At 67.4% G+C, this 23878-nt stretch carries 25 protein-coding genes; 8 read left to right on the top strand and 17 right to left on the bottom strand.

The genetic code is table 11. The annotated features are described in order from the left end of the window. The 13 genes from ACM6JT_RS00125 to ACM6JT_RS00065 form a co-directional block, all read right to left on the bottom strand. Nucleotides 1-1503, bottom strand: a complete 1503-nt coding sequence (locus ACM6JT_RS00125; RefSeq protein WP_414855759.1) for a DegQ family serine endoprotease — start codon at nucleotides 1501-1503, stop codon at nucleotides 1-3. A gap of 16 nt (nucleotides 1504-1519) precedes the next feature. After that, nucleotides 1520-2572, bottom strand: a complete 1053-nt coding sequence (locus ACM6JT_RS00120; protein ID WP_072435999.1) for a MucB/RseB C-terminal domain-containing protein — start codon at nucleotides 2570-2572, stop codon at nucleotides 1520-1522. A 5-nt stretch (nucleotides 2573-2577) separates the two neighbouring features. Next, nucleotides 2578-3195 (bottom strand): sigma-E factor negative regulatory protein, encoded by a 618-nt coding sequence (locus ACM6JT_RS00115; protein ID WP_034183099.1) that lies wholly within the window; start codon nucleotides 3193-3195, stop codon nucleotides 2578-2580. Between the two features lie 86 nt (nucleotides 3196-3281). Continuing rightward, the gene (rpoE, locus tag ACM6JT_RS00110; protein ID WP_034183098.1) at nucleotides 3282-3881 is read right to left on the bottom strand and encodes an RNA polymerase sigma factor RpoE; all 600 of its coding nucleotides are present in this window, start codon (nucleotides 3879-3881) and stop codon (nucleotides 3282-3284) included. Nucleotides 3882-3972: 91 nt separating this feature from the next. Continuing rightward, on the bottom strand, nucleotides 3973-4437 hold the full coding sequence (locus ACM6JT_RS00105; RefSeq protein WP_105390719.1) for a hypothetical protein: 465 nt from the start codon (nucleotides 4435-4437) through the stop codon (nucleotides 3973-3975). Between the two features lie 12 nt (nucleotides 4438-4449). Next, nucleotides 4450-5682, bottom strand: coding sequence for a beta-ketoacyl-ACP synthase II (fabF, locus tag ACM6JT_RS00100; protein WP_034183096.1), 1233 nt, complete (start codon nucleotides 5680-5682; stop codon nucleotides 4450-4452). A gap of 164 nt (nucleotides 5683-5846) precedes the next feature. Next, nucleotides 5847-6086, bottom strand: coding sequence for an acyl carrier protein (acpP, locus tag ACM6JT_RS00095; RefSeq protein WP_004197638.1), 240 nt, complete (start codon nucleotides 6084-6086; stop codon nucleotides 5847-5849). 144 nt (nucleotides 6087-6230) lie between these two features. After that, a complete protein-coding gene (fabG, locus tag ACM6JT_RS00090; protein ID WP_034183095.1) occupies nucleotides 6231-6980 on the bottom strand; it encodes a 3-oxoacyl-ACP reductase FabG in 750 nt (249 codons plus the stop codon). 36 nt (nucleotides 6981-7016) lie between these two features. Further along, nucleotides 7017-7949, bottom strand: a complete 933-nt coding sequence (gene fabD, locus ACM6JT_RS00085) for an ACP S-malonyltransferase (protein WP_105390792.1) — start codon at nucleotides 7947-7949, stop codon at nucleotides 7017-7019. 83 nt (nucleotides 7950-8032) lie between these two features. Beyond that, a complete protein-coding gene (locus tag ACM6JT_RS00080; RefSeq protein WP_414855758.1) occupies nucleotides 8033-9022 on the bottom strand; it encodes a beta-ketoacyl-ACP synthase III in 990 nt (329 codons plus the stop codon). Continuing rightward, nucleotides 9023-10129, bottom strand: coding sequence for a phosphate acyltransferase PlsX (gene plsX / locus ACM6JT_RS00075; protein WP_034183092.1), 1107 nt, complete (start codon nucleotides 10127-10129; stop codon nucleotides 9023-9025). It abuts the gene before it with no gap. A 129-nt stretch (nucleotides 10130-10258) separates the two neighbouring features. Further along, entirely contained in the window at nucleotides 10259-10438 is a 180-nt protein-coding gene (rpmF, locus tag ACM6JT_RS00070) for a 50S ribosomal protein L32 (protein ID WP_006759765.1), read from the bottom strand. A 98-nt stretch (nucleotides 10439-10536) separates the two neighbouring features. Next, nucleotides 10537-11172, bottom strand: coding sequence for a DUF177 domain-containing protein (locus tag ACM6JT_RS00065; RefSeq protein WP_034183091.1), 636 nt, complete (start codon nucleotides 11170-11172; stop codon nucleotides 10537-10539). Nucleotides 11173-11384: 212 nt separating this feature from the next. On the opposite strand from ACM6JT_RS00065, the gene ACM6JT_RS00060 reads away from it, so the two are divergent. Beyond that, complete coding sequence (locus ACM6JT_RS00060) at nucleotides 11385-12017, top strand: Maf-like protein (RefSeq protein WP_034183090.1); 633 nt, start codon at nucleotides 11385-11387, stop codon at nucleotides 12015-12017. Further along, nucleotides 12014-12736 carry an SAM-dependent methyltransferase gene (locus tag ACM6JT_RS00055; RefSeq protein ID WP_414855757.1) on the top strand — a complete coding sequence of 241 codons (723 nt, stop codon included), beginning with the start codon at nucleotides 12014-12016 and terminating at the stop codon, nucleotides 12734-12736. The genes ACM6JT_RS00060 and ACM6JT_RS00055 overlap by 4 nt, the downstream gene beginning before the upstream one ends. A gap of 58 nt (nucleotides 12737-12794) precedes the next feature. Here the strand turns inward: ACM6JT_RS00055 and ACM6JT_RS00050 are convergent, their stop codons facing one another. Genes ACM6JT_RS00050 through ACM6JT_RS00035 form a run of 4 tightly spaced genes read right to left on the bottom strand, consistent with a single transcriptional unit; the run spans nucleotide 12795 to nucleotide 15867 of the window. Then, entirely contained in the window at nucleotides 12795-13787 is a 993-nt protein-coding gene (locus ACM6JT_RS00050; RefSeq protein ID WP_034183088.1) for a S49 family peptidase, read from the bottom strand. Between the two features lie 12 nt (nucleotides 13788-13799). Next, nucleotides 13800-14201 carry a Rieske (2Fe-2S) protein gene (locus tag ACM6JT_RS00045; protein ID WP_034183087.1) on the bottom strand — a complete coding sequence of 134 codons (402 nt, stop codon included), beginning with the start codon at nucleotides 14199-14201 and terminating at the stop codon, nucleotides 13800-13802. Then, on the bottom strand, nucleotides 14198-14857 hold the full coding sequence (locus ACM6JT_RS00040; RefSeq protein WP_034183086.1) for an HAD-IA family hydrolase: 660 nt from the start codon (nucleotides 14855-14857) through the stop codon (nucleotides 14198-14200). The genes ACM6JT_RS00045 and ACM6JT_RS00040 overlap by 4 nt, the downstream gene beginning before the upstream one ends. Nucleotides 14858-14862: 5 nt before the next feature. Next, the gene (locus ACM6JT_RS00035) at nucleotides 14863-15867 is read right to left on the bottom strand and encodes an RluA family pseudouridine synthase (protein WP_034183085.1); all 1005 of its coding nucleotides are present in this window, start codon (nucleotides 15865-15867) and stop codon (nucleotides 14863-14865) included. Between the two features lie 723 nt (nucleotides 15868-16590). On the opposite strand from ACM6JT_RS00035, the gene ACM6JT_RS00030 reads away from it, so the two are divergent. The 6 genes from ACM6JT_RS00030 (at nucleotide 16591) to ACM6JT_RS00005 (ending at nucleotide 23838) form a co-directional block, all read left to right on the top strand. After that, nucleotides 16591-19740, top strand: a complete 3150-nt coding sequence (locus ACM6JT_RS00030) for an Rne/Rng family ribonuclease (protein WP_414855756.1) — start codon at nucleotides 16591-16593, stop codon at nucleotides 19738-19740. A 131-nt stretch (nucleotides 19741-19871) separates the two neighbouring features. Then, a complete protein-coding gene (moaA, locus tag ACM6JT_RS00025) occupies nucleotides 19872-20984 on the top strand; it encodes a GTP 3',8-cyclase MoaA (protein WP_414855755.1) in 1113 nt (370 codons plus the stop codon). Between the two features lie 28 nt (nucleotides 20985-21012). After that, nucleotides 21013-21630, top strand: a complete 618-nt coding sequence (gene mobA / locus ACM6JT_RS00020; RefSeq protein WP_034183083.1) for a molybdenum cofactor guanylyltransferase MobA — start codon at nucleotides 21013-21015, stop codon at nucleotides 21628-21630. A gap of 112 nt (nucleotides 21631-21742) precedes the next feature. Continuing rightward, a complete protein-coding gene (gene glp / locus ACM6JT_RS00015) occupies nucleotides 21743-23041 on the top strand; it encodes a gephyrin-like molybdotransferase Glp (protein ID WP_414855754.1) in 1299 nt (432 codons plus the stop codon). Nucleotides 23042-23080: 39 nt separating this feature from the next. After that, nucleotides 23081-23356, top strand: a complete 276-nt coding sequence (locus ACM6JT_RS00010) for a hypothetical protein (protein WP_006476519.1) — start codon at nucleotides 23081-23083, stop codon at nucleotides 23354-23356. Next, nucleotides 23353-23838 carry a GNAT family N-acetyltransferase gene (locus ACM6JT_RS00005; protein ID WP_105390714.1) on the top strand — a complete coding sequence of 162 codons (486 nt, stop codon included), beginning with the start codon at nucleotides 23353-23355 and terminating at the stop codon, nucleotides 23836-23838. Before ACM6JT_RS00010 ends, ACM6JT_RS00005 begins: the two co-directional genes overlap by 4 nt. Nucleotides 23839-23878: the final 40 nt, after the last annotated feature.

Here is a 23878-nt window from a genome sequence, read left to right as displayed (position 1 = left end):
TTACTTCTGGCGCGGCCGCACCGGCACGAACTGCGTATTGTCGCCGCGCCGCACCAGCACCGCGACCGCCTTTTGCGGATCGAGCTGCGCGGTCACTTCGGCGAACTGCTTCGCGCTCGTGACGTCGGTATCGCCGACACGCAGCACGATGTCGCCGCGCTGCAGGCCCGCACGGGCAGCAGGGCCGTCGACGCCGTCGATCTGCACGCCGTTCTTCAGCTTCAGCGTCTTCAACTGCTCCGCCGTCAGGTCGCTGACCGTCAGACCGAGCGAATTGGTCTGACGCGGCTTCTGCGGCGCGTTCTTGCGCTGCTCGGCCTTGGCCGTCGACTCGACCGGCGTCTCCGCGATCGTGATCGGCAAATCGCGCGCCTGACCCTTTCGCCACACGCTGACGGTCGCCTTCGTGCCGGGCTTCGTGTCGCCGACCATGCGCGGCAGGTCCGACGCCGCGTCGACCGGACGGCCGTTGAACTTCAGGATAATGTCGCCCGGCTGGATGCCTGCCTTGTCGGCCGGGCCGCCCGGCTCGACGCTGCTGACGAGCGCGCCTTCGGCCTTCGGCAACCCGATCGAGTCGGCCACGTCCTTCGTCACCTCGCCGATCGCCACCGCGATCCGGCCGCGCGTGACCTTGCCCGTCGCCTTCAGCTGATCGGCCACGCGCATCGCCTCGTCGATCGGAATCGCGAACGAGATGCCCATGAAGCCGCCGGTACGGCTGTAGATCTGCGAGTTGATGCCGATCACCTCACCCTGCATGTTGATCAGCGGGCCGCCCGAGTTGCCGGGGTTCACGGCGACGTCGGTCTGGATGAACGGCAGATAGTCGCCCGTGTTGCGGCTCTTCGAGCTGACGATGCCGGCCGTCACCGTGTTGTCGAGACCGAACGGCGAACCGATCGCGACGACCCACTCGCCGACGCGCACCTTGTTCGAGTCGCCGATCGCGACGACAGGCAGGTTCGACGCCTGGATCTTGACGACCGCGACGTCCGTGCGATCGTCGACGCCGATCAGCTTCGCCTTGAATTCGCGCTTGTCGGTCAGCGTCACGTAGATGGTGTCCGCATCGTCGACGACGTGCGCATTGGTCATCACGTAACCGTCGGCCGACACGATGAAGCCCGAGCCGACGCCGCGATTCTGCTCGGTGTCGGGCGGATTGTCCGGTGCCGGCGCATTCTTCGGGTTGCCGTTGCCGCTGCCGCCACCGTTGCCGGGCGCCTGCGGCAGCGGAATGCCGAAGAAGCGCCGGAAGAATTCCGACATGTCGCCGTTGTCGAAGCCCGGCGGGAGCACCCCGCGCGGGCCGCTGCTCGTCGGCACGTTGGCGGTGGTCCTGATGTTCACGACGGCCGGCCCGACCCTTTCTACCAGATCGGCGAAGTCGGGCAGGCTGGCAGCGGGAGCCGGCACCGCGATCGCGGTATGCGGCACGAGCGGCAGGCAGGCAGACAGCGCCGCCGCCGCGAACCATTTGCGCAGCGTGTGTTTCATCATGTCGGAAGCCGTAGCGTTACTTGGAAGCCTTGTATTCTATGGCAGACGCGAACTGCTGCAACGTAGCCGGCGGCACTTCGCCGAGCACGGTGATCCAGTAGTCGCCGCGACGCTTCACGAGGACGTGCGTCGCACCGGTGCTGCCCGCGCCTTCCTTGCGCGTATTCTTTTCGGCCGGCTCGATGAAAACCGAGATCGTCGCGAGACCGTCGGTGAAGACGGCCTGATCGACCGGAATCGGCGGATCGCCCGCATCGCGCGCAGCCATCGGCCGGCGCACTTCGCGGATCTTCTTGAAACCGGCGACGCTCGGCGCGAGCTGCCAGCCCTGCGCCTCCATGTCGACCGTCGCGACCGGCGGGCGCACGACGGTCCAGCCGCTCAGGTTGCGCATGCCGGCCGCGATCGCGGCCTTGTCGCCGCTCGCACCGCCCGTCTGCAATTGCGAGAACGCAATCTGTTCGAGCACGTGATCGTTCGCATCCAGCGTCTGCGAACGCAGCAGCAGCCCCGTGCGCGCGTCGGCCCAAAGCTTGTACGTGAAGCGGTAGGCATCCTTCGGCACCAGCTCGACGACCTGCGCGTCGATCCCGGCCACGCGGTCCTTGCCGAGCAACTTCGCGTCGTAGACGGACATCACGTGTTCGCCGCTCGCGCCGAGCAGCGCGGGGAACGAATCGCGCGTCTGACGGCGCTCGACCACGCACAGCTTGCGCTCCGGCACGAACGTGTACAGCTCGTCGTTATGCCGCAGCAGCTTGCGCGGCTTGCCGTCGAGCGTCTCGATCCGCTCGAACTCGCCGTCGCGGGACGCGACGTGCGCAATGCGCGACGACTGGACATACCCGCCGCGCTGGTAGACGAACGTGCCCTCGTAGCTCTGCTGCTGCGCCGCCTGCTGGACGCGGTCGAGCCAGTCCGCGGCGCCCTTGCGGGTCGCGACGGGATCGTCCGGTTGCTGGGCGCTGGCAGGAAGGGATTGAACGGACAACAGGGCGGCTGCGCAAAGCAGGAGGGCCGGCAGCCGCTTCCATCCGGAGATGGCGTGATTCAACTGCAATGTCCGCATCGGGTTTATTGGCCTGGCGTGGTGGTCACGGCAGCGCGGATCAGCGGCATCGAACCCGTGACGACGGGCTGCTGCGCGAATTGCTGGTGCGCTTCAAGGTACTGGTCGAGACTGGCGTCGCGAATGATGTTGACGTCCTGCAGCCCCGGTTGGGCCGACGCCTGCGCGACCGTCACGCGCTGCAGGTTGCCGCCTTGCGGCGCACCGACCGACGCGACCTGGACGGCGCCCGGCGTGCCGGCCGTCTGCAGCTGCGGAACGACGATCCACGTCAGCGTGGCCGCCGCGGCGGCCACCGCGAACGCGGGCACGACGCGCCGGCGCAGCGACAGCAGCTTGCGCGCGACCGGCGCAGCCGCCGGCGCGAGCAGGTGCGGCTCGCTCTCGAGCGCGGCCGACATGCGCGCGGTGAACGCGACGCTCAGCGCGGGCGACAACGCGAGCTCGTCCGAGCGCAGCGCATCGCCGATCAGGTGGTAATGGGCCCACGCAGCGCGATCCGCGCGGTCGAGCTCAGCCAGAAACTGCCCGTGATCCGGGCCATCGAACATTTCGCCGTCGACCAGCGCGGAAAGGCGCTCGCCGCGCGAGCACGCCTGCGACTGCGTATTGACCGACCCCATGATGCTCCCCATCTTGCACACCCCGTCGTGACTTCACGACTCTATCCGTTACTAGACCCCGACCCGCGTCGTTCCGCCCATCGCGCTTACCAGCGCTTGCCTTCGGGCGTATCGAGCAGCGGACGCAATTTGGCAGCGATTGCCTCGCGAGCACGGAAAATCCGCGACCGGACCGTTCCGATCGGACAGCCCATCATTTCCGCGATCTCTTCGTAGCTCAGGCCCTCGATCTCGCGCAGCGTAATCGCCTGGCGCAATTCTTCGGGCAAGGCGGCCATTGCAGCGTTGACCGTCTCGGCAATCTGCTTGCTCATCAACATCGACTCAGGCGTGTTGATATCCCTTAGTTGGTCTGCGTCGGAGAAAGTTTCCGCTTCCTCCGCATCGGCCTCGGTCGAGGTCGGTGCGCGGCGGCCTTGCGTCGCAAGGTAGTTCTTCGCCGTATTGACGGCAATCCGGTACAACCACGTGTAGAACGCCGATTCGCCGCGAAATTGCGGCAACGCACGGTACGCCTTGATGAACGCGTCCTGGGCTACATCCTCGACCTCGGCGGGATCCCGCACGAGGCGCGAGATCAGCCGAATGATCTTGCGGTGGTATTTGGAGACCAGGAGTTCGAACGCTGCCTTGTCGCCCTTCTGTACGCGCTCGACCAGAACCTGATCAATTTCTTTTTCACTCACCTGACAAATCCATTAACTAGGGATGCAACGTGGAGCGCTATTGTAGCGTTCCCGCACCGGCCGCTGGTTACGGTCGGTAACCGCGCCGCCGTCATGCCCGCCCCGCCGCGCCCGCGGTTCTCGCCAGCACGGACAGCGCGCTGAACGACGCGGCGTCGAGCGCATCGGCCGGAATCAGCAGCGGCCGGGCCCGCCGGGCGCCCTGCCCGACCGACAGCACGAGCAGCAGGCTGCTCCAGTGCGCATGGCCCGTCACACGGCCGCGGGCCAGCAGCCGCCCGGTGCGGCCAAACGCCGCAACCTCCCCGAATGCGTCGATCTGCAACTCGGCCGGCAGCCGGCGGGCGCAGGCCCGCGCGGCGCACACGGCCAGCAGCGCGGCCGTCGCGGCCGACACGCATGCGCCGGCCGCAGCGCCCGCGCGCGGCGTCCAGAACAGGTACGCCGACGCGGCAGCCGACGCGACGAACGCGGCCAGCACGACATACGACACGGCCGAGGCCCGCAACGCAAAGCGCTGCGGACGCCCGGCCGGAGCATCGAATGGACTCGTCAAGCGATTTCAGCGTCAGACGCGCTTGAACACCAGCGTGCCGTTGGTACCGCCGAAGCCGAAGTTGTTCTTCACGGCCACGTCGATCTTCATGTCACGCGCGGTGTTCGCGCAGTAATCGAGATCGCACTCGGGGTCCTGGTTGAAGATGTTGATGGTCGGCGGCGACACGTTGTTGTGCAGCGCCAGCACCGTGAACACCGACTCGAGGCCGCCCGCGCCGCCCAGCAGGTGGCCCGTCATCGACTTCGTCGAGTTCACGACGAGCTTGTACGCATGCTCGCCGAAGGCCGCCTTCACCGCGTCGGACTCGTTCTTGTCGCCCAGCGGCGTCGACGTGCCGTGCGCGTTCAGGTACTGGACCTCGTCCGCGTTCACGCCGGCGTCGCGCAGTGCCGCGACCATGCAGCGGCGCGGGCCGTCCATGTTCGGCGCGGTCATGTGGTACGCGTCGCCGGTCATGCCGAAGCCCGAGACTTCCGCGTAGATCTTCGCGCCACGCGCCTTCGCCGACTCGTACTCTTCCAGCACCATCACGCCTGCGCCCTCGCCCAGCACGAAGCCGTCGCGATCCTTGTCCCACGGACGGGACGCGGTGGCCGGATCATCGTTGCGGGTCGACAGCGCACGCGCGGCCGCGAAACCGCCGATACCGAGCGGCGACACCGTCGATTCGGCACCGCCCGCGACCATCACGTCCGCGTCGCCGGCCTGGATCAGGCGTGCCGCGAGGCCGATGCTGTGCAGGCCGGTCGTGCAGGCCGTCACGGCCGCGAGGTTCGGGCCCTTCAGGCCGAACATGATGCTCAGGTGACCCGAGATCATGTTGATGATCGAACCCGGCACGAAGAACGGCGAAATCCGGCGCGCGCCGCGATCGACGTAGGTCTGGTGCGTATCTTCGATCATCGGCAGGCCGCCGATGCCGGAACCGACCAGCACGCCGATGCGTTCCGCATTGGCGTCGGTCACTTCCAGCCCGCTGTCCTTGACGGCCTGCACGCCGGCGGCGATGCCGTAATGGATGAAGGTATCCATGCTGCGGGCTTCCTTCGCCGGGATGTACTCCTCGGCGCTGAAACCCTTCACCTCGCCCGCGAAATGCACGGCGAGGTTCGACGGATCGAACTTCGTGACGGTGGCGATACCGGACTTGCCGGCGACGAGATTGGCCCAACCGTCGGCAACATTATTGCCAACAGGCGAAATCAGCCCCAGGCCTGTAACAACAACACGACGGCGGCTCACGGTAACCTCTTTTCCATTATTGGATGACAAAAACAAAAGCCACAGTGGCCACAGGAACCAGCCCTGCGAGCCCTGTGGCTGTTAGTCCGTCCGGCGCGAAGCCGGCAGGATGGCGCGTCAATCGCGAAGATCGCGGCGACGTGGCGAACAAGCGCGAAAGGCGCTTACGCCTTGACGTTTGCGCGAGCGTAGTCGATCGCTTGCTGAACGGTCGTGATCTTCTCTGCTTCTTCGTCCGGGATTTCCATGCCGAACTCGTCTTCGAGAGCCATCACCAGTTCGACCGTGTCGAGCGAGTCGGCGCCCAGATCGTTCACGAACGAAGCTTCGTTCTTGATCTCGGCTTCCGCGACGCCCAGTTGTTCAGCGACGATCTTCTTGACACGTTGTTCGATGTTGTCCATTACCCCTCCGAGGGAAAGTTCAGATTTACAAGTGCGCGCATTTTATCAGGTTTGCTGACGCCAAAACGCGCGTTGGCTTGATGGCCGATCAAGCGCCGATCCGCCTGAAAAACGGGATACGGCGCGGATAGTAAACGAAAATCGTTACGACATGTACATGCCGCCGTTCACGTGCAGCGTCGTGCCGGTGATGTAACCGGCCTGCGGCGATGCGAGGAACGCGACGGCATGGGCGATGTCCTCCGGGCTGCCGAGGCGGCCGAGCGGAATCTGGGTCTTGAGCGCGGCCTGCTGTTCTTCCGGCAGCGTCTTCGTCATGTCAGTGTCGATGAAGCCCGGCGCGACGCAGTTCACGGTGATGCCGCGGCTGCCGATTTCGCGCGCGAGCGCACGCGTCATGCCCGCGACGCCGGCCTTCGCGGCAGCATAGTTGACCTGACCCGGGTTGCCGGCCGAGCCGACCACCGACGTGATGTTGATGATACGGCCGCCGCGCGCCTTCATCATCGGGCGCAGCACCGCGCGCGACAGGCGGAACACCGACTTCAGGTTGGTGTCGATCACCGCGTCCCAGTCCTCGTCCTTCATCCGCATCGCGAGCTGGTCCTGCGTGATGCCCGCGTTGTTGACGAGCACGTTCAGCGCGCCGAATTCCTTCACGGTCGCGTCGATCAGCGCCTCGGCGGCCGCCGCGTCGTTGACGTTCAGCACCGCGCCGCGGCCCGTGACGCCCGCTTCCGCGAACGCCGCGGTGATCGCGGCAGCGCCCGATTCGCTCGTTGCGGTGCCGATCACCGTCGCGCCCAGGCGCGCGAGTTCGAGCGCGATCGACCGGCCGATGCCGCGCGACGCGCCGGTCACGATCGCAACCTGTTTATCGAGAGTCTTTTCCATGAATCGAATATCCGTCTCTTGAGAAAAGGCGCCGCGTCAGGCGGTCACCAGCTTGAGCGCTTCGTCGAGCGACGCCGGATCGAACACCGACGCACCCGTCAGGTTGCCGTCGATGCGCTTCGTCAGGCCGGCGAGCACCTTGCCCGGACCGCATTCGATCACGTGCGTGACGCCCGTGCCGGCGATGTGCTGCACGCACTCGACCCAGCGCACCGGGCCTGCCGCCTGGCGCACCAGCGCGTCCTTGATCGCGGCCGGATCGCCGACCACGGCGACGTCGATGTTGTTGACGACCGGAATCTGCGGCGCCTTCACGTCGACGTTCGCGAGATAGTCGCGCAACTGGTCCGATGCCGGCTTGAGCAGCGACGAATGGAACGGTGCCGACACCGGCAGCGGCAGCGCGCGCTTCGCGCCCTTCGCCTTCGCGATCTCGCACGCCTTCTCGACGGCGGCCTTGTTGCCTGCAATCACGACCTGCGCGGGCGCATTGAAGTTCACCGCTTCGACGACGCCCGCATCCGCGGCTTCGGCGCACACCGCGCGCACCGTGTCGTCGTCGAGGCCCAGGATCGCGGCCATGCCGCCCTGACCGACCGGCACGGCCGTCTGCATCGCCTGCGCGCGAAAGCGCACGAGCGGCACCGCGTCCTTGAACGCGAGCGCGCCCGCCGCGACGAGCGCCGTGTATTCACCGAGGCTGTGGCCGGCGACGATCGACGGCGCCGGGCCGCCTGCCTGCTGCCACGCGCGGTAGCACGCGTAAGCGGCGGTCAGCATCACGGGCTGCGTGTTGGTGGTCAGATTCAGCTCTTCGGCCGGGCCTTCGGCGATCAGCTTGCCGAGGTCCTGATTGAGTGCGTCAGACGCCTCCTGGAGCGTCTCGCGCACGACGGCCAGATCGGCGAATGCGTTGAGCATGCCGACTGCCTGCGAGCCCTGCCCCGGAAAAACGAATGCAAATTTCATATCGTCCCCAATTGAATCGATTCGGACGGCGCGCACGAACGGCGCGCCGATGGGATCCGCGCGCAGCAATCGCGCGCCGCGGATCAGAAGCGGAAGACCGACGCGCCCCAGGTGAAGCCGCCGCCGACACCTTCGATCAGCACGTGCTGGCCACGCTGGATGCGGCCGTCGCGTACCGCGGTGTCGAACGCCAGCGGGATCGACGCGGCCGACGTGTTGCCGTGCTGGTCGACCGTCACGACCATGCGTTCCTGCGGCAGGCCGAGCTTGCGGCAGGTGCTGGTCATGATGCGGATGTTGGCCTGGTGCGGAATCAGCCAGTCGATTTGTTCGGGCGCGAGATTCGCCTTTGCAAGCGCCTCGATCGCAACCTTCTCGAGCACGTTGACCGCGAGCTTGAACACAGCCTGCCCGTCCATGTACAGGAACGCGCTACCCTCGATCACGCCGCGATTCACGTTGCCCGGCGTACAGAGGATATGCGAATAGCTGCCGTCCGCGTGCAGCGCGCTGCCGAGCACGCCCGGCTCTTCCGACGCGGACAGGATCACCGCGCCCGCGCCGTCGCCGAACAGCACGCAGGTCGTGCGGTCCTTGAAGTCGAGGATGCGCGAGAACGTCTCCGCGCCGACGATCAACGCCGTGCGGTGCTGGCCGCTGCGGATGAAGCTGTCGGCCGTCGCCATCGCATACGCAAAGCCCGAACACACGGCCTGCACGTCGAATGCCGCGCCGCCGTTCTTGATGCCGAGCTTGTTCTGCAGCAGGCACGCGGTGCTCGGGAACACGAAATCGGGGGTCGAAGTCGCGACGATGATCAGGTCGATCGACTGCGGATCGATACCGGCCATTTCGATCGCACGACGCGACGCCTCGAGCGCGAGATCGCTCGTCGTGACGTCCGGTGCGGCGAAATGGCGCGCATGGATACCCGTGCGCGCAACGATCCATGCATCGCTCGTCTCGATGCCTTCCTTCGCGAGACGATCGGTCAACTGCTGGTTCGTGACGCGGTCGGGCGGCAGATAGCTGCCCGTGCCGAGCACGCGGGAATAGAGAGTCGATTGGGCCATTTATGCTTTAGAGGATTGCGCAGCGGAGGGTTCGGCGTGAGGGCCTGCGGCCGGGCTTGCATGGCCCGCGCCGCCCGCGTCGTGCTCGCCGTCGCCGAGCGACGCCGAATTGTCCGCCATCGCGCGCGCGAGGCGCTCCAGCACGCCGTTTTTGACCGCATCATACCCGCGTTTGATCGCCCACTCAAACGCGTAGGCATCGGCCGAACCGTGGCTCTTGATCACGAGGCTCTTCAGCCCCAGCAGCGCCGCGCCGTTGTACTGGCGGTGGTCGACGCGCTTCTTGAAACGCATCAGGACAGGCAGCGCGAGCAGCGCCATCAACCTCGACATCAGCGAACGGCCGAACTCCTCACGGATGATGTTGGACAGCATCTGCGCGAGCCCCTCGGACGTCTTCAGCGCGACGTTGCCGACGAAGCCGTCGCACACGATCACGTCGACGGTGCCCTTGTAGATGTCGTTGCCTTCCACGTTGCCGCGGAAATTCAGCGTGCTGGCGCGCAGCAACTCGCCTGCGCGCTTGATCGTGTCGTTGCCCTTGATGACTTCTTCGCCGATGTTCAGCAGGCCGATCGTCGGCCGCTCCTTGCCTTCGAGCGCGGCCACCAGCGCGTGCCCCATCTCCGCGAACTGCAGCAGGTGCTGCGGCTCGCAGTCGACGTTCGCGCCGAGGTCCAGCATCATCGTGTAGCCGGTCGGGTTCGGCAGCGCGGACGCGATCGCGGGCCGCTCGATGCCGGGCAGCGTCTTGAGTACGTAACGGGAAACGGCCATCAGCGCGCCGGTATTGCCGGCGGAGATGCAGGCCTGCGCCGCGCCTTCCTTGACGTGGTTGAGCGCGACGCGCATCGAAGAATCCTTCTTCTTGCGCAGCGCCACTTCGACAGGGTCGTCCATCGCCACGACTTCGGTGGCGGGCACGATGGTCAGCGCGGGATCGTCGAGGGCTTTCAGCTTCTTGAGCTGAGCGCGGATCGCGCTTTCGATGCCGACGAGCATCAGGTGCGCATCGGGATGCGCGCGGACGAACTTGACTGCCGCGGGAACGGTCACGGACGGGCCGTGGTCGCCTCCCATGCAATCGATTGTGAGCTTTACGGTCATGGAATGCGACGAATTTCAGGCACAAAAAAGCGGCAGTTGAATGCCGCCTTTTTGTTGCGCCAGGAAAGTGTCAAGCGAACCAGTTGTCACGCGAACGGCGAACGTAGCGCGCAACGCGTGACTTGACGCTTAGTCGTTCTTCGTCTTGACGACTTTCTTGCCGCGATAGTAGCCGTTCGGGCTGACGTGGTGACGCAGGTGCACTTCACCCGTGCTCGGCTCGACTGCCAGCGGCGTTGCCGTCAGGAAATCGTGCGAACGATGCATGCCGCGCTTCGACGGCGACTTCTTGTTTTGCTGGACTGCCATGACTAACTCCTAAATAATTTTCCGGATTCTAACACAGCCCGATCCGGCGCTTAACTACCCTGGCCCAAAGCCCTTACGCCTTCCCGCGCCACAACTGCTTAGTGTTTCTTGGTGCCGTCACCGTCCTTCTTCAGCGCTTGCAGCGCTGCGAACGGATTCGGCCGTTTGCCTTCGTCCGCGGCTTCGTCGGACTCTTCGCCCGCCTCTTCCTCAGGACCGCTCGCACCCGACACGAGGCTTTCGTGAACTGCCGGGCAAACCTCGTGCTTGGGCACGAGCGGCAACGAAAGCAGCAACTCCTCTTCGATCAAGTCGACGAGATCGAACTGGCGTGAGCCCACGATCACATCGGCTTCATCGTCGTCGAGCGGAAATTCTTCAGCTTCTTCTTCGGTCGCGACGACGCGGTACACCATGTCGACGCCGAACGCCTGGTCGTACGGGGTCATGCAGCGCTGGCACGTGAGCCATGCCTGGCCATGCACCGCGAGGCGCAGATACGGCTGCTGCCCATCGGCGCCGTCGTCCTGCAATTCCTTCTGCGTGAACCCTTCCGCCTGCCACGTGAAGACCGTGTCGCGATCTGGCGCGTCCGCCGGCACTTCGTTTAACATGCGCGGCAGTTGCGAGAGGCGCACCGCCCCTGCTGCCTGTCGCCCGCTGCGGGCGAACTCGAACAGATCGACCGCGTGCGGATCAAGCGGCGCCGCAGGTTTGCCAGAAGAAGTGTTCATGTGCGCTCCTGCCTACAGGCTGACTTGCGGGATCCGGCTCTTGGCGCCGCTCACTCACGTACGGGTACGTACTTTACTTCCGAAGACCCGGCAGGCGCCACCACGTAAGCCTGCCGACGAAAAGCGGGAAAGCATACCTGTTTTACCTTTTGCGGTCAATCACTTAAGCTTGCGTCCGCACAACACCCGACGACTCACCGATCCAACCGACCATGCCGGATACCGTTTGCCGCCCGCCGCGGCTGATTCTTGCCTCCAGTTCCCGCTACCGCCGCACGCTCCTCGAGCGCCTCGGCGTGCCGTTCGACGTCGTGTCGCCCGACCTCGACGAAACCCCGCTCGACGGCGAAACTCCGGCCGCGACCGCCCTGCGCCTCGCCGGCGCGAAAGCGCGTGCCGTCGCCGCGACGATCGACGCGCCGGACGGCGTGCTCGTGATCGGGTCGGACCAGGTCGCGACCTTCGACGGGCTCCAGATCGGCAAGCCCGGCACGCACGAGCGCGCGCTCGCGCAGCTCGTGTCGATGCAGGGCCGCGAAGTCGAATTCCACAGCGCACTCTGCCTGTACGACAGCCGCACGGGCGAGGCGCAGGTCGAGGACATCGTCACGCGCGTGCGCTTCCGCTCGCTGCCCGAGGCCGAACTCGACGCGTACCTGCGCGCGGAAACGCCGTACGACGTCGCCGGCAGCGCGAAATCCGAAGGGCTCGGCATCGCGCTGCTCGACGCGATCGACTCGGACGACCCGACCGCGCTCGTCGGCCTGCCGCTGATCGCGCTCACACGGATGCTGCGCGCCGCCGAATATCCGCTGTTTGCAACCACCCGTGGAGACCGCGCATGACGGCCGGCACGCTTTATCTCGTCCCGAACACGCTTGGCGACGGCGACGAATCGATGCTCGCCGCCGTGCTGCCCGCGGCCGTGCAGGCACGCGCCGGCACGCTCGGCTATTACATCGGCGAGAACGCGAAAACGACGCGCGTCTTTCTGAAGAAGATCGGCACGACGCGTCCGATCCAGGAAATCGAGATCCGCGAGCTGAACGTCAATACGCCGGCCGGCGAAATCGACCGGCTGCTCGCGCCCCTGCTGGCCGGCGCGGACGCCGGCCTCGTGTCCGAGGCCGGCTGCCCGGCCGTCGCCGATCCCGGCGCATTGCTGGTACGCCGCGCGCACGAGCGCGGCGTGAAGGTCGTGCCGCTCGTCGGACCGAGTTCGATCCTGCTCGCACTGATGGCGTCGGGCCTGAACGGCCAGAGCTTCGCGTTCAACGGCTACCTGCCGGTCGATGCTGCCGCACGCGCGAAACGCCTGCGCGAACTCGAGCAGCTGTCGCGCAAGGCGCGCCAGACACAGATCTTCATCGAGACGCCGTACCGGAATCACGCGATGCTCGATACGCTGATTGCGACCTGCGCGCCGTCGACGCAGATCTGCGTCGCGGCCGACCTGACCCTCGCGACCGAGACGATCGCGAGCCGCCCCGTGGCGGACTGGAAAAAGGCGCCTGCGCCGAATCTGCACAAGCGTCCTGCGATCTTCCTGCTGCTCGCGAACTGAAGCCGCGGCCGGCCAGCGGGCCATCATGGCCCGCCGGACGCCCCTTGCCCGTCGCCGGTCAGCGCAGGCTGAACGACGCGCCGCCGGCCGTCAGCGCCTTCATCGCGGCGCCGCCGACGGCCGCGCCGAACTTGCGTGCGACGCGGTTCGTCAGGCTTTCCTTCACCGTATAGTCGACGAGATCGGGCGCCTTCAGCACGTCGCGCGCGACCGTGTCGGTCGTGCCGTAGCCGTCGGCGAGCCCGAGTTCGACGCTCTTCTCGCCGGTCCAGAACAGGCCGGAGAACATGTCGGGCGTCTCATGCAGCCGCTTGCCGCGGCCCTCCTTCACGGCCTTGATGAACTGCGCGTGCACCTGGTCGAGCAGCGCCTGCGCATGCGCGTCCATCTTCGGCGTCTCCGGCGAGAACGGATCGTAGAAGCCCTTGTTTTCGCCTGACGTGTGCAGGCGCCGATCGACACCGAGCTTGCCCATCAGCCCGGTGAAACCGAAACCGTCCATCAGCACGCCGATCGACCCGACAATGCTTGCCTTGTCGACGAAGATCTTGTCGGCCGCGGCCGCGATGTAATAGCCGCCCGATGCGCACATGTCGGTCACGACGACGTACAGCGGCTTGTCCGGATGCTTCGCGCGCAGCCGCCGGATCTCGTCGTAGACCATGCCGGCCTGCACGGGGCTGCCGCCCGGGCTGTTGATCCGCAGCACGACGCCGACCGTACCGTCGTCGTCGAACGCGGAGCCGAGCGCCGTGTTGATGTCCTCGGCATTCGCATTGACGCCGGCCGCGATCTCGCCGTCGATCGTCACGAGCGCCGTATGCCGCCCGCTCGACGATAATTTCGAATCGCTCGAGAAATCGATCAGCGCGAACGCGAGCAGCACGAACACGCCCAGGAACGCGAAGCGGAAGAAAATCTTCCAGCGCCGCGCCGCGCGCTGTTCCTTCACGGCCGCGAGCGCGATCCGCTCGAGCGCCGCGCGCTCCCAGTTCGGTTCACGGCTGTCGGGACGGGGGGAGGAATCGGGGGAATTCGGTTGGTCGGCCATGCAGTGTTGTCGTCAGTCGGTCGTGGCGGGAGCGGCAGGACGCAGGTCGGCGTCGGGCACCCAGAATACCGCACGCCCGTCGGGCGTGTCGCGTTCGTCGACCTCGACCGGCCGCAGGCGGCCGCCGCGGCACGGGCCGCCGACGCACTTGCCGGTATCCGGCGCGTAGATCGCGCCGTGCGTCGCGCACATCAGGTACAGGCCCGACGACTCGAAGAACTGCCCTTCGGACCAGTCGAGCTCCATCGGCACGTGTGCGCAGCGATTCAGGTAACCGTATGCGCGACCGTCGTAGCGCACGAAGAACACGACGGCCTGCTCGCCGCGCAGCGTCGCGTCGACGCGCACGCCGGCGCCGCCGTCGGCCAGCGCGTCCGATGCGCACACGCGCACGGCGTCCGGCGCCGCGCTCATGCGTGCTCCCGCAGCCACGCGGCCAGCGCGTCGACGTCCGGCGCGACGAAGCGCGGCGCGAGCGCAGCCAGCGCGTCGGCCGTGTGCGCGCCGTATGCGACACCGACGCCGGCCGCTCCGGCGCTCGCGGCCATCTGCAGGTCATGCGTCGTGTCGCCGATCATCACGGTGCGCGCGAGGTCCTGCCCCAATTCCCGGGACAGCTCGTGCAGCATCGCCGGATGCGGCTTCGAGAACGTCTCGTCCGCGCAGCGCGTCGCGTCGAACACACTCGTCAGCTTCGACTGGTCAAGCACGCGATTCAGCCCGACCCGCCCCTTGCCGGTTGCAACGGCGAGCAGGTAGCCCGTATCGCGCAACTCGGCGAGCAGCTCGCGCACGCCGGCGAACAGTTCGATGCGCTGGTCGTCGAGCAGATAGTGATAACGGTAGCGCTCGGCCAGCCGCGGATAGTCGGACGGGTCGAGGGTCGGAGCGGTAACCTGCAGCGCATCGCGCAGGCCGAGGCCGATCACGTAGCGCGACGCCTCGTCGGATGGCGTGGGCAGGCCGAGATCGCGGCATGCGGCCTGGATGCTGTGCGCGATGTGCGCAGTCGAATCCATCAGCGTGCCGTCCCAGTCGAAGACGATCAGGTCAAATTGCTGTCGAGCCATGCGGTTCAGGCGGTATCGCGCAGTGCGCTGAGTTGGTCGAGGAAGCGCCGGCATTCGTCCGGCAGCGGCGCATCGAACTGCAGCGCCTCGCCGGTCAGCGGATGGTTGAGCCGCAGCCGGTGCGCATGCAGGAACATCCGTTTCAACGACGGCTGCGCGTTCGCGCGCGCCAGCGCCTTGTTCAGTGCGAAATCGCCATACTTGGCGTCGCCGGCGATCGGCAGGCCGAGATGCGCGAGATGCACGCGGATCTGATGGGTCCGACCCGTTTTGAGTTCCGCTTCGACGAGCGCGTAGTCGGGCCAGCGGTCGACGAGGTTGAACACCGTATGCGACGGCAGCCCGTCGTCCTGCACGCGCACGCGGCGCTCCCCTTCCGGGGTCGAATACTTGAACAGCGGTGCCTTCACCGCGCGGCGGCGCCCCCAGTCGGGCTGCCATTCGCCGTGGACGCATGCGAAGTAACGTTTGTCCATCCGGTTCTCGCGGATCTGTTCGTGCAGGCCCACGAGCGCCGTGCGTTTCTTCGCGAGCATCAGGATCCCGGACGTCTCGCGGTCGAGCCGGTGCACGAGTTCGAGGAATTTCGCGCGCGGGTGCGCCTGGCGCATCTGCTCGATCACGCCGAACGCGACGCCGCTGCCGCCGTGCACGGCGACCCCGGCCGGCTTGTCGATGACGAGCATCGCGTCATCCTCGTACAGCACGTCGAACTTCGCGGGCGGCACGATGGGCGTGTCGGCGCGCGCGAGGTCCGCCGCCGCCACGCGCACGGGCGGCACGCGGACGACGTCGCCGAGGGCGAGACGGTACTGCGCATCGATCCGGCCCTTGTTCACGCGCACTTCGCCGCTGCGGAGGATCCGGTAAATATGGCTTTTCGGCACGCCTTTACAGACGCGCAACAGGAAGTTGTCGATCCGCTGACCGGCCGAGTTTTCGTCGATCTCGATCATCGATACCTGGCCGCTTGCGACCGAATTCTGGGATATTTTGCCTAACTCATTCATACTGAATATAATTTTGCCCAGCCTGACGTTGAGGGTGGCCTGACCGGCCGGCCCCGACCGAGTCGGGCAAGGTGCAAGCGGAAACCATTATTTTACTTGCGCCGGGGGTCCGCTGCTCGCCCCTAATCAAAGAGATGCAGCAAGTTGCACGCACGGCGCCGCCCGTCGGCAAGGATCGCGCCCACAGGCGGATTCGGTCGGCAAGGCGCCGCGGTAACGGAAAGTTGGTTGAAAAGAATTTGATCGGCAGCCCGACGGCGCGAAGTGCGTCCGCAGGCTGCCGGTTGCGAAAATTACGGCGTTGCGCCCGATTTGGCCCCGCGAAGCGTGCGGGGCTTGGCGACGTCAAACCAGGGAAGTACACCCCAAGCGGGAAAGTCGGGCTGGATTCGATACTCCCCGCTGCGGCCCAAGCCGCAGCATCTGCCGCCCGTCGGCGCGCGCGACGCATTGCGCGCGCCCGTGGCAATGCCCGGACTCAGGCTTAGCGCGCTTTTGTGCAGCGTGCGGTGTGTGAACGCCGTGCTTTGAAGCCGTATTCGCAGGTGCCCTACGGCCGCCGGCCCCGTCTATCGGGCCCAAGCGCCTCTTCAGGCAATTCTCCCCGCCATCGTTCCCGCTCCAGCGTGCTCGTGACAACACAACAAGGTGCGGCCTGCCGTCGTTCCCGCTCTCGCGACTGACAACCGCGAAGCGCCGGCGCGGAGCCGCCTGGAGTCGTTCATGAAACGCATGCTGTTCAATGCGACGCAGCAGGAGGAGCTGCGCGTCGCCATCGTCGATGGGCAAAAGCTCATCGACATCGACATCGAGACAGCCGGGCGCGAACAGCGCAAAGGCAATATCTACAAGGGTGTCATCACCCGCATCGAGCCGTCGCTCGAAGCGTGCTTCGTCAACTACGGCGAAGACCGCCACGGCTTCCTGCCGTTCAAGGAAGTCGCCCGCCAGTACTTCAAGGAAGGCATCGACATGCGCTCCGCGCGCATCCAGGATGCCCTGCGCGAAGGCCAGGAGCTGATCGTCCAGGTCGAGAAGGAAGAGCGTGGCAACAAGGGCGCCGCCCTCACGACCTTCATCTCGCTCGCCGGCCGCTACCTGGTGCTGATGCCGAACAATCCGCGCGGCGGCGGTGTGTCGCGCCGGATCGAGGGCGACGAGCGCCAGGAACTGCGCGAAACGATGTCGCAGCTGCAGATTCCGGACGGCATGAGCATGATCGCCCGTACCGCGGGCATCGGCCGCAGCGCCGAGGAACTGCAATGGGACCTGAACTACCTGCTGCAGCTGTGGCGCGCGATCGAAGCGGCGTCGCAAAGCGGCAACTCCGGCCAGCCGATGCTGATCTACCTGGAATCGAGCCTCGTGATCCGCGCGATCCGGGACTATTTCCAGCCCGATATCGGCGAAATCCTGATCGACACGACCGAGATCCACGATCAGGCCCGTGCGTTCATGGACATCGTGATGCCGGACAACGTGTCGAAGGTGAAGCGCTACCACGACGACGTGCCGCTGTTCTCCCGCTTCCAGATCGAGCACCAGATCGAAACGGCCTACTCGCGCACGGTGCCGCTGCCGTCCGGCGGCGCGATCGTGATCGACCACACCGAAGCGCTCGTCGCGATCGACGTGAACTCGGCGCGCGCAACCAAGGGCGCGGACATCGAGGAAACGGCGACCCGCACGAACCTCGAAGCGGCCGACGAAGTCGCCCGCCAGCTCCGCCTGCGCGACCTCGGCGGCCTGATCGTGATCGATTTCATCGACATGGAATCGGCGAAGAGCCAGCGCGAAGTCGAGCAGCGCCTGAAAGACGCGCTCAAGCACGACCGTGCACGCGTGCAGATGGGCAAGATCTCCCGCTTCGGCCTGATGGAGCTGTCGCGCCAGCGCCTGCGCCCGGCCCTGTCGGAAGGCAGCCACGTGACCTGCCCGCGCTGTAACGGCACCGGCCACATCCGCGACACCGAATCGTCCGCGCTGCAGGTCCTGCGGATCATTCAGGAAGAAGCGATGAAGGAAAACACCGCGGCGATCCACTGCCAGGTGCCGGTCGAGGTGACCGCCTTCCTGCTCAACGAAAAGCGTCAGGAAATCAACAAGATCGAGTCGCGCTTCAAGGTCGGCATCGTGCTGATCCCGAACAAGCACCTCGATACGCCGCACTACAAGCTCGAGCGCCTGCGCCACGACGACGCGCGCCTCGACGATCCGCGCGCGTCCTGGAAGATGGCCGAGGAAGCTGCCCGCGAACTCGAGTCGGAAACCGGCTACAGCAAGCGCACCGCAGAAGTGAAGCCGAAGCAGGAAGCCGCGGTCAAGGGCATCACGCCCGAGCGCCCGGCCCCGAGCCCGGCGCCGCAGCGCCCGGTCGAGCCCGTTCCGGCCCCCGCACCGGTCGCCGCGGCAAGCGGCGGCTTCATCGGCTGGCTGAAGGGCCTGTTCGGCATGTCGCCGGCTCCGGCGCCCGCACCGGTTGCTCCGGCACCGGCGAAGGAACAGGCGGCCCGCCCGGCTCGCGAGCGTACCGAGAAGACCGAGCAGCGCGGCGGCGATCGCAACCGCAACCGTCGCGGCGGCGCCCAGCAGGCGCAAGGCGGCCGCGACCAGGCAGCAGCAGGCCGTGGTCAGCCGCAACGCCTGGAGCGCGAAGGCAAGGAAGCGCGCGAACCGCGTGAAGGCCGTGAGCCGCGCGAGGGTCGCGAGCCGCGTGAAGGTCGCGAAATCCGCGAAGGTCGTGAGGGCCGCGAAGGTCGCGAGGGCCGTGGCCAGCGCGAAGGTCGCGAACCGCGCGAGCCGCGTGAAAGCCGTGAGCCGCGCGAACCGCGCGAGAACCGCGAACCGCGCGAGCGTGCCGAGCAGCCGGAAGGCGTCGACGCAGCAAGTCGTGGCGAACGCCAGGAACGCGGCGAGCGTCGCGAGCGCGGCGAACGCCGCAAGCCGACCCAGCATGCGGCCACGCTCGAGACCGTCACCCGTGGCGAAAACCATCCGGAACCGGAAACCGACAAGGCCGTTGCAGAAGCCCTGCCGGGCGCCGAGCTGGCAGCCGATGCGGAAGCCGGCGCGCGTGACGGCGAGGAACGTCGCCGCCGCCGTCGCGGCCGCCGCGGCGGTCGTCGCGAGCGCGACGAAGACGGCGCAGTCGTCGATCAGGCCGAGCAAGGCCCGAATGGCGAAGCCGCAGCGCAAACCGTGACGCCGCAAGCACCGGCCGCTGCCGAACCGGCCCACACGGCCGCACCGGCAGTCGTCGCGGCCGTGGCAGGCGCCGTCGTCGTCGAAGCAGCGGTCGAGCAGCATGCTGCGCCGGCCGCTGTCGAAGCTCAGCCGGCACCGGCACACGTCGAAGCAGCTCCGGCCGCTCCGGTCGAGCCCGCGGTCGCCGTCGCGGCAGCAGCAGAACCGGCACCGGTCGCACCGGCCGTCGACACGGAAGCCGGTCCGGCTCCGGTCGCGGTTTCGCCGACCGACGCGTTCGAAGTGCCGGCAGTACCGGCAGCGGCCCCGGCCGCTGTCGAGGCGCCGCAGTCCGCGCCCGTCGAGCAGGCCGCACCGGCCGTGACGACCGAAGCCGCTCCGGCGGCTATCGAGCCGGCACGTGTCGAAGCGGCACCGGTCGAGGCCGTTGCAGCACCGGCACCGGCTCCTGCGCCCGTCCAACCGGCAGCCGCGCCCGCTTCGGCGAGCCTGGATGTCGTGCTGGAGCAGGCCGGTCTCGTCTGGGTGAACACGGACGCAGACAAGTTCGCCGCTGCACAGGAAGCCGCGTCGCGCCTCCCGCGTCCGGCGCGCGTGCCGCGCGAACGCAAGGTGCTGCCGCCGGTCGATACGGCCCCGATGCAGCAGGTCGAAACGACGCACCACTAATCGGCGCATCGCCCGACCAGGAAAAGCCCGCCTCCGGCGGGCTTTTTCACGTCCGCACCGCGGGTTTCCGCCCACCGGCCCGGTCGGCCGCTTGCGGCTAAAATACAAGTCTGGCTCGCACTTCTTTCAACATGTCCCGACGCATCATTCCTCTCGCCGACGTCAGCGGGGTGCCGGACGTCTCCGGCGTCGCGCATGCCCCCGACGGCACGCTGGCCGACACGTTCGCCAGGCCGCTGCGCGACCTGCGCATTTCGGTGACGGACCGCTGCAATTTCCGCTGCGTGTATTGCATGCCGCGCGCGGTCTTCGACAAGGACTACCCGTTCCTGCCGCACAGCGCGCTGCTCACACACGAGGAAATCGAACGCGTGGCGCGACTCTTTGTCGCACACGGCGTCGAGAAGATCCGCATCACGGGCGGCGAGCCGCTGCTGCGCAAGAACCTCGAATTCCTGATCGAGCGCCTCGCGCGCCTGACAACGCATGACGGCCGCCCGCTCGACCTGACGCTGACGACCAACGGCTCGCTGCTCGCACGCAAGGCGCGCGCGCTGAAGGACGCCGGGCTCACGCGCGTGACGGTCAGCCTCGACGCGCTCGACGATACGCTGTTCAAGCGCATGAACGACGCCGAGTTCGCGAGCGCCGACGTGCTCGACGGCATCTTCGCGGCCCAGGCCGCCGGCCTCGCGCCGGTCAAGGTCAACATGGTCGTGAAGCGCGGTACCAACGACGGCGAGATCCTGCCGATGGCCGAGCGTTTCCGCGGCACCGGCGTGATCCTGCGCTTCATCGAATACATGGACGTCGGCACGTCGAACGGCTGGAACATGACCGAGGTACTGCCGTCGGCAGACGTCGTTGCACGGATCGCCGAACATTTCCCGCTCGTGCCGCTCGACGCGCACACGGCGGCCGAAACCGCGCAGCGCTGGGGCTATGCGGACGGCAGCGGCGAGATCGGCGTGATCTCGAGCGTCACGCAAGCCTTCTGCGGGGACTGCACGCGCGCGCGGCTGTCGACCGAAGGCAAGCTGTACCTGTGCCTGTTCGCGTCGACGGGCCACGACCTGCGCGCGCTCGTGCGCGGCGGCGCAAGCGACGCCGAGATCGCGACCGCGATCGCCCGCATCTGGCAGGCGCGCACCGACCGCTATTCGCAACTGCGCGGCAGCGCGTCGGCCGAAGCCTCGCCCGACGGCGCCGGCAAGCGCGTCGAAATGTCGTATATCGGCGGCTGACGCACGCCGCCCTTTCCACCCTCGCACGATGCCCGTTTCCGCCTCTCCCTCGATCGCCGGCCTGCTGCTCGCAGGCGGGCGCGCCACGCGCATGGACGGCGTCGACAAGGGCCTGCAACTGCTCGACGGAACGCCGCTCGCGCTGCACGTGCTGCGCCGGCTGTCGCCACAGGTCGGCGAGACGCTGATCAGTGCGAATCGCCATGCCGATCGTTATGCGGAGCTCGGTGCGCCGTTCGACGCGCGCATCGTCGCGGACGAAACGCCCGATTTCCCCGGCCCGTTAGCGGGCCTGCTCGCCGGCATGCGGGCGGCGCGCGCACCGCTCGTCGCGTGCTCGCCGTGCGATACGCCGTTTCTGCCCGCCGACCTGGTCGCGCGGCTGCATGCGGCGCTCGACGCGCAGCAGGCCGACATCGCGATGGCGGTAACCGTCGACGCGCAGCAGGCGCGCTCGCCGCAGCCGACGTTCGCGCTGCTGCGCACGGCGCTGGCCGACGATCTCGCCGCGCGGCTTGCAGCCGGCGACCGCAAGGTGCGTGCGTGGTACGCACGCCACAAGACGGTCGAAGTCGAGTTTCGCGACGAGCGTGCGTTTTACAATGCCAACTCCTGGCAGGAACTCGCCGCGCTGGCCCGTCGCTGACGGCGCCCGCGCCGTTCCCGCCCGGCGCCCACCGCACGCGAAACACGCGCCCAGGCACCCTCCTCGCGCCACCGGCCACGAACCCGATACGCCTCGCGGCGCAGTCCGACTGATGATCACGCAATCCTCGCCCGCCTCCCGAACCGCACCCGATTCCGATGCCCCGCTGTCGCTTGCCGACGCGCAGGCGCTCGCGTGCCGCTTCGCGGTGCCCGTCGACGCGTGCGACACGGTGACGCTGCGCGACGCGCTCGACCGCGTGCTTGCGGCCGACGTGAACGCACCGTTCGACATTCCCGCGTACGACAACTCGGCGATGGACGGTTATGCGTTCGACGGCAGCACCGGCGCGCCCCCGTCGCCGCAGGGGGACGTCGCGCTGACGGTCGCCGGCACCGCGTTCGCGGGCCATCCGTTCGACGGCGCCGTGGCGGCCGGTTCATGCGTGCGCATCATGACGGGCGCGCCGATGCCGGCCGGATGCGATACGGTGATTCCGCAGGAACGCGTGCACGTCGACGGCGACACGATCCGCTTCGCCGCGCACGACATCGCGCGCGGCGCGAACTGCCGCAAGGCCGGCGAGGATCTCGCGCGCGGCGCCTGCGCGCTCGCCGCGGGCCGCATCCTGCGGCCGTCCGATCTCGGCCTGCTCGCGTCATTCGGCTTCATCGACGTCACGGTGCGCCGGCGTGTGCGCGTCGCCGTGTTCTCGACCGGCGACGAACTGCGCGAGCCCGGCGAACCGCTCGGTCGCGGCGCACTGTATGACAGCAATCGCGGGATGCTGATCGCGATGCTCGAAAGGCTGCACGTCGACGCGATCGATCTCGGGATTGTCCGCGACGACCCGGCCGCGCTCGAAGCCGCACTGCGCGACGCCGTCGCCGCGCAGGCCGACGCGGTGATCACGTCGGGCGGCGTATCCGTCGGCGAAGCCGACTTCACGCGCGACGTGATGGCGCGGCTCGGCGACGTCACGTTCGCCAGCCTCGCGCTGCGGCCCGGCCGGCCGCTCGCGTGCGGCACGCTCGCACGTGCGCCCGGCGACGCCGGTCACGCGCTGTTCTTCGGGCTGCCCGGCAATCCGGTCGCGTCCGCCGTGACGTTCTACGCGATCGTGCGCCCCGCACTGCTGACGCTGGCCGGTGCGCAGACGCCGCCGCCGGCGATGTACACGGCGCTCAGCACGCATGCGCTGAAGACGCGTCCGGGCCGCACCGAATACCTGCGCGGCATCGCGACGCGCGCCGCCGACGGCCGCTGGCACGTCGCGCCGGCCGGTTCGCAGAGTTCCGCGTCGCTGAGCGGCCTCGCGGCCGCCAACTGTTTCATCGTCCTGGGTCACGATACCGCGGCAATCGACGCGGGCACCCCGGTCGACATCCTGCCGCTCGACGGCCTGATCTGAATTCCACTATCGATATATCTCTACGGGGGCAATCCGCACATGAAGAAACAAATTTCGTCGATCGCCGCGGGGCAGACCGCGAAGGCGCTGATCCTCGTCTACCTGACGTTCAGCGTGCCGATCGTGCTGCTCGGCATTCTCGTCGCGTACATCCGTTACGGGATGGTCGAGTTGAGCACGATCCTGAGCGCGCTGCTGCTGAACGCCATCCTCGGCTTCGTGCTGCTGTGGATCGCATGTCACGCATACAACTGGGTCGCATCTCGCTTCGGCGGCATCGAGATCGTGCTGTCCGATCCGCCGGAGGAAGCGTGAGCGACGCGCCGCTGATCCGCGCGGCCGAAGCGCGCGACGTCGGCGCGATCCTCGCGCTGATGCGCGAGCTGGCCGAATTCGAGAAGCTCACGCATCTGTTCGTCGCGACCGAAGCGGATCTCGCCGACGCGCTGTTCGGCGAGCGGCCTGCCGCCGAAGCGCTCGTGGCCGAGCGCAACGGCGCGATCGTCGCGTATGCGCTGTTCTTCCACAACTATTCGACGTTCCTCGGCCGTCGCGGCCTCTATCTCGAGGATCTGTACGTGCAGCCGTCGCAGCGCGGCACCGGCCTCGGCACCGCGATGCTGCGCCACCTCGCGGCACTGGCCGTCGAGCGTCGTTGCGGGCGTTTCGAATGGTCGGTCCTCGACTGGAATCAGCCCGCGATCGATTTCTACGAAAAGATGGGCGCGACCGTGCTGCCCGAATGGCGCATCGTTCGCGTAACGGGCGACGCGCTGGATACGCTCGCAGGCCGCTGAGCGTCGGCCCGCGCGAGCCGCGGCCGAACTACCCTGCTGC

The organism is Burkholderia sp. IT-111MI5, from assembly GCF_949752865.1.
Taxonomy (GTDB): Bacteria; Pseudomonadota; Gammaproteobacteria; order Burkholderiales; family Burkholderiaceae; genus Burkholderia; species Burkholderia pyrrocinia_C.
Note: the sequence above shows the minus strand (reverse complement) of the source record. Positions and strands in the feature narration are given on the sequence as shown.

Excerpts from the sequence above, each read along its gene's own strand:
- mobA (WP_034183083.1), top strand. The coding sequence starts at position 21,013 with ATGCCCGTTTCCGCCTCTCCCTCGATCGCCGGCCTGCTGCTCGCAGGC.
- plsX (WP_034183092.1), bottom strand. The coding sequence starts at position 10,129 with ATGACCGTAAAGCTCACAATCGATTGCATGGGAGGCGACCACGGCCCG.
- moaA (WP_414855755.1), top strand. The coding sequence starts at position 19,872 with ATGTCCCGACGCATCATTCCTCTCGCCGACGTCAGCGGGGTGCCGGAC.
- ACM6JT_RS00050 (WP_034183088.1), bottom strand. The coding sequence starts at position 13,787 with ATGGCCGACCAACCGAATTCCCCCGATTCCTCCCCCCGTCCCGACAGC.
- ACM6JT_RS00030 (WP_414855756.1), top strand. The coding sequence starts at position 16,591 with ATGAAACGCATGCTGTTCAATGCGACGCAGCAGGAGGAGCTGCGCGTC.
- ACM6JT_RS00060 (WP_034183090.1), top strand. The coding sequence starts at position 11,385 with ATGCCGGATACCGTTTGCCGCCCGCCGCGGCTGATTCTTGCCTCCAGT.
- ACM6JT_RS00125 (WP_414855759.1), bottom strand. The coding sequence starts at position 1,503 with ATGATGAAACACACGCTGCGCAAATGGTTCGCGGCGGCGGCGCTGTCT.
- ACM6JT_RS00035 (WP_034183085.1), bottom strand. The coding sequence starts at position 15,867 with ATGAATGAGTTAGGCAAAATATCCCAGAATTCGGTCGCAAGCGGCCAG.
- rpmF (WP_006759765.1), bottom strand. The coding sequence starts at position 10,438 with ATGGCAGTCCAGCAAAACAAGAAGTCGCCGTCGAAGCGCGGCATGCAT.
- acpP (WP_004197638.1), bottom strand. The coding sequence starts at position 6,086 with ATGGACAACATCGAACAACGTGTCAAGAAGATCGTCGCTGAACAACTG.
- glp (WP_414855754.1), top strand. The coding sequence starts at position 21,743 with ATGATCACGCAATCCTCGCCCGCCTCCCGAACCGCACCCGATTCCGAT.
- ACM6JT_RS00010 (WP_006476519.1), top strand. The coding sequence starts at position 23,081 with ATGAAGAAACAAATTTCGTCGATCGCCGCGGGGCAGACCGCGAAGGCG.
- ACM6JT_RS00040 (WP_034183086.1), bottom strand. The coding sequence starts at position 14,857 with ATGGCTCGACAGCAATTTGACCTGATCGTCTTCGACTGGGACGGCACG.
- ACM6JT_RS00120 (WP_072435999.1), bottom strand. The coding sequence starts at position 2,572 with ATGCGGACATTGCAGTTGAATCACGCCATCTCCGGATGGAAGCGGCTG.
- ACM6JT_RS00080 (WP_414855758.1), bottom strand. The coding sequence starts at position 9,022 with ATGGCCCAATCGACTCTCTATTCCCGCGTGCTCGGCACGGGCAGCTAT.
- ACM6JT_RS00055 (WP_414855757.1), top strand. The coding sequence starts at position 12,014 with ATGACGGCCGGCACGCTTTATCTCGTCCCGAACACGCTTGGCGACGGC.
- fabG (WP_034183095.1), bottom strand. The coding sequence starts at position 6,980 with ATGGAAAAGACTCTCGATAAACAGGTTGCGATCGTGACCGGCGCGTCG.
- ACM6JT_RS00115 (WP_034183099.1), bottom strand. The coding sequence starts at position 3,195 with ATGGGGTCGGTCAATACGCAGTCGCAGGCGTGCTCGCGCGGCGAGCGC.
- fabD (WP_105390792.1), bottom strand. The coding sequence starts at position 7,949 with ATGAAATTTGCATTCGTTTTTCCGGGGCAGGGCTCGCAGGCAGTCGGC.
- ACM6JT_RS00045 (WP_034183087.1), bottom strand. The coding sequence starts at position 14,201 with ATGAGCGCGGCGCCGGACGCCGTGCGCGTGTGCGCATCGGACGCGCTG.
- ACM6JT_RS00065 (WP_034183091.1), bottom strand. The coding sequence starts at position 11,172 with ATGAACACTTCTTCTGGCAAACCTGCGGCGCCGCTTGATCCGCACGCG.